The sequence below is a fragment of the uncultured Kiloniella sp. genome (genome assembly GCF_937128705.1).
Classification (GTDB): Bacteria; Pseudomonadota; Alphaproteobacteria; order Kiloniellales; family Kiloniellaceae; genus Kiloniella.
This window is the reverse complement of the sequence record NZ_CAKZMP010000396.1, coordinates 1-3039: the sequence shown is the minus strand read 5'-3', so window position 1 is coordinate 3039 and position 3039 is coordinate 1. Positions and strand designations below refer to the sequence as shown.

General features: G+C 44.3%; 3 protein-coding genes. 2 read left to right on the top strand and 1 reads right to left on the bottom strand.

Going from position 1 to position 3039, the window contains the following annotated elements; genetic code table 11:
- Together Q0241_RS20690 and Q0241_RS20685 are read left to right on the top strand one after the other, a co-directional pair.
- Nucleotides 1–308 (top strand): hypothetical protein (locus tag Q0241_RS20690; protein WP_299380980.1); only part of this gene is annotated, 308 nt, incomplete at its 5' end.
- Nucleotides 309–944: 636 nt separating this feature from the next.
- Complete coding sequence (locus Q0241_RS20685) at nucleotides 945–1721, top strand: thiamine pyrophosphate-dependent dehydrogenase E1 component subunit alpha (protein ID WP_299380979.1); 777 nt, start codon at nucleotides 945–947, stop codon at nucleotides 1719–1721.
- A 20-nt stretch (nucleotides 1722–1741) separates the two neighbouring features.
- On the opposite strand, the gene Q0241_RS20680 is transcribed toward Q0241_RS20685, so the two are convergent.
- On the bottom strand, nucleotides 1742–3039 hold a 1298-nt coding region (locus tag Q0241_RS20680), incomplete at its 5' end, for an MFS transporter (RefSeq protein ID WP_299380978.1).

Here is a 3039-nt window from a genome sequence, read left to right as displayed (position 1 = left end):
AGAAAACACAATTGATACCTACTCGTGAAATGTTAGAGTCTTTATTTGAAGAAGTAGAGAAAGAAGAACCTGAATATATTGAACGAACTCAAGAGGAAATAGAAGCCTCTAAAACAAAAACTGAAAGATTATTAGATTATTATTCTGAGGAATTAGATAAAAATAGAAAGGAGCTATATAATTTAAAGACTGAATTTAGTAATCTCTTAAGCGATTTGATTTACATTAAAAGTGCATTTGGAAAAAGTTATTATCGCCTAGATATTTCAAAAGAAAAAATTGAAGATATTAAGTCAATCTTTCTCTGAATGTATTCGATTAAACCTGTATAGGAAAATTAGTGTTCTGATGACCACAGACTTTTCTAGCAATATAAATGAGGTAAAAAAAAGACATTTTTTTTAATTATAATCTTCTTGAAAAGCTTTGAATTAACTTTTGTTAAGTTTTATAAATAATTTACTACTTCCACAAGGGATTACATTCGTTAGGTATAGAAACTTATTAAATCCAATAAACATAGCAAGTCCTGAAATATGACTACAGTTTAAAATTTAATTTACACTGATAGTTTGTATATCATCTTTAGGTGTTTTTAAGGTCATAATGAGTATCCTATTATATATCTCAATGATGGTAGTAAGGCATAACCAATCTGTAACTGCTCTTTGATTTTAGATCCATTAAAAGTCTGATAACTAGATTAATTGATTTGTTATTTGATTGTTTTCTGATAGTTTAACTAGATTTTCACCCAGTATAAGTTTAGATAGTACATGTCAATAGCTTAGATTATTTATCTTTAGCTGTTGGTGTTATTTTGTATTATAAATATCAACCAATTGAAATTTTTGGTGAAAATTTCTTTACTCATCGAAATTCGTTGTGGTATAGAATCATTCCATCGACGAATTGAAGCTAAAATTGCCGGTCGGAGCTTGACTATGCCTCTACAAGATAAAGAAAACATGCCTTCGAGTGACCTTTTGGAAAAACTTTTCAAGACGGCTTATAAAATCAGAAATTTTGAAACTGAGGGTATAAAACTATACCGGCAGGGTTTGGTGCGTGGATATTTCCATCCTTATTTAGGTCAGGAAGGTATCGCCACGGGCGCATGCGCGGCGCTTGCAGAAGGTGACTACATCGCCTCAACCCACCGGGGACACGGGCATTGTATTGCACAGGGCGCAAGAGTCGAAGGCATGGTCGCCGAGCTTCTTCAGAAAGAAACTGGATATTGCAAAGGCTACGGCGGCTCGATGCATATCGCCGACATCACCAAGAACAATCTTGGGGCCAATGGCATTGTTGGCGCGAGCACTCCGTTGGGAGTCGGTGCGGCAATGGCTGCACAAGTGCGCGGGTCCGATGCAGTGACCATCGCGTTTTCGACGGACGGGGCCAGCAACAATGGCACGTTCCTCGAGTCTTTGAATCTGGCCGCGATATGGAACCTGAACTTCATCCTGATCGTGGAAAACAATCAATATGCGGTGTCAACGACGCTTGCAGAAGCCACTCGGGAAACCGAGCTTTATAAACGTGGAGAGGCGATAGGAGTGGAAAGCCATCGGATTGACGGCAATGACTCTCTTCTTGTCTACGAAACAGTCTCTGACGCAGTAAAGAAATGCCGTGCCGGACTGGGGCCCATCCTGATCGAGGCCGTCACATTCCGCCACAGCGGGCACCATAAGACCAAAGGTAAACAAGACTAAAAGTGATAGCTTGCGAAACACTATTTGGTTTCTCCTTTGGGGTTGACCCACCGCAACAGTACTAAGCCGATGATGAAAAGGAATGCGATCGGCGATACACCCAATCTCGCACTTTCTGTTAGTGTCGTCACTAGTGCGATCAGGGATGGTGCTATGAAGGCGGTTGCCCGCCCAGAAAGCCCATAAAGACCAAAGTATTCTGTCGGTGCTTCGGGATCAGAATGACGCACCATCAGGCTTCGACTGGCTGATTGAACCACGCCCCCCATGCCGCCAATAAGAATACCACAGCCAAAGAATATGAAATCAGGCAGGCTGGACCCATCTGGAAGCGGCATGCCCATGATCTGGGTACGGGACATACTGACGATGATTACGCAGACAATTATCAATACCCAGATGGCGGCGATTATGACTGGTTTTGGGCCAAATCGACGATCCCATTTGCCGCCAAAAAAGCTGAAAATGACCGATGAAATCAGCGCCACGATCCCGAAGATACCAATCTGTGTTATTTCCCAATGCAGAACCAAGTTGGCGTAGACACCGCCAAAGCCGTAAAGCCCATTCAGTGCATCCCTGTAGAACATCGAAGAACCCAGATAGGCCGACAGGCTTAGCCGATGCCGAAGGCTGGCAATCAATTTGCCCAGCATTACAAAGGCATCGTTGACCGACCCCGGTGGTCCGACACGAGGCTTATCGCGCACCCACATGAAATAAGGGATCATGAACAGAATGTACCAAAGCGCTGTGAACGGCCCAACAATACGCGTGCCTTCGCGTTCGGCTGCATTCAACCCTAGAATTGGGTCCAGCCCGATCAGGGTTTTCCCGTTCCCCTGTTCGACAAACAGCAACAGCAAAATAAGCAGCGAAATAAATCCGCCAGCGTATCCAAAGGCAAACCCCGAGCCGGAAATTTCCCCAATTTGATCTTGAGTTCCTAGATCGGGAAGCTGAGAATTTATAAAGATCAGGGCATATTCCGCCCCAATGAAACCTATGCCAAATGCATAAAGCCCCCACATCAGGTTCGAACCGTCGGGCAACATATACCAAATGCCCCATGCACCAATCACGTACATCGCCGAGAATACGACGATCCATGGCATGCGACGACCGGTGCTGTCGGCCAAGGCCCCCATCACTGGAGCGCCAAAACCGATTATCAGCCCCGTTACCGTCAGGGCCATTGCCCAAAGACTTTGTGCACGGGCCCCGGCGAGTTCGTTGTCCAGTCCTGCGGCCATGAAATGCTGAACAGCAACACTGGCAAAGTAGGGTCCAAAGATGAACGTTACCAACAACGTATGAT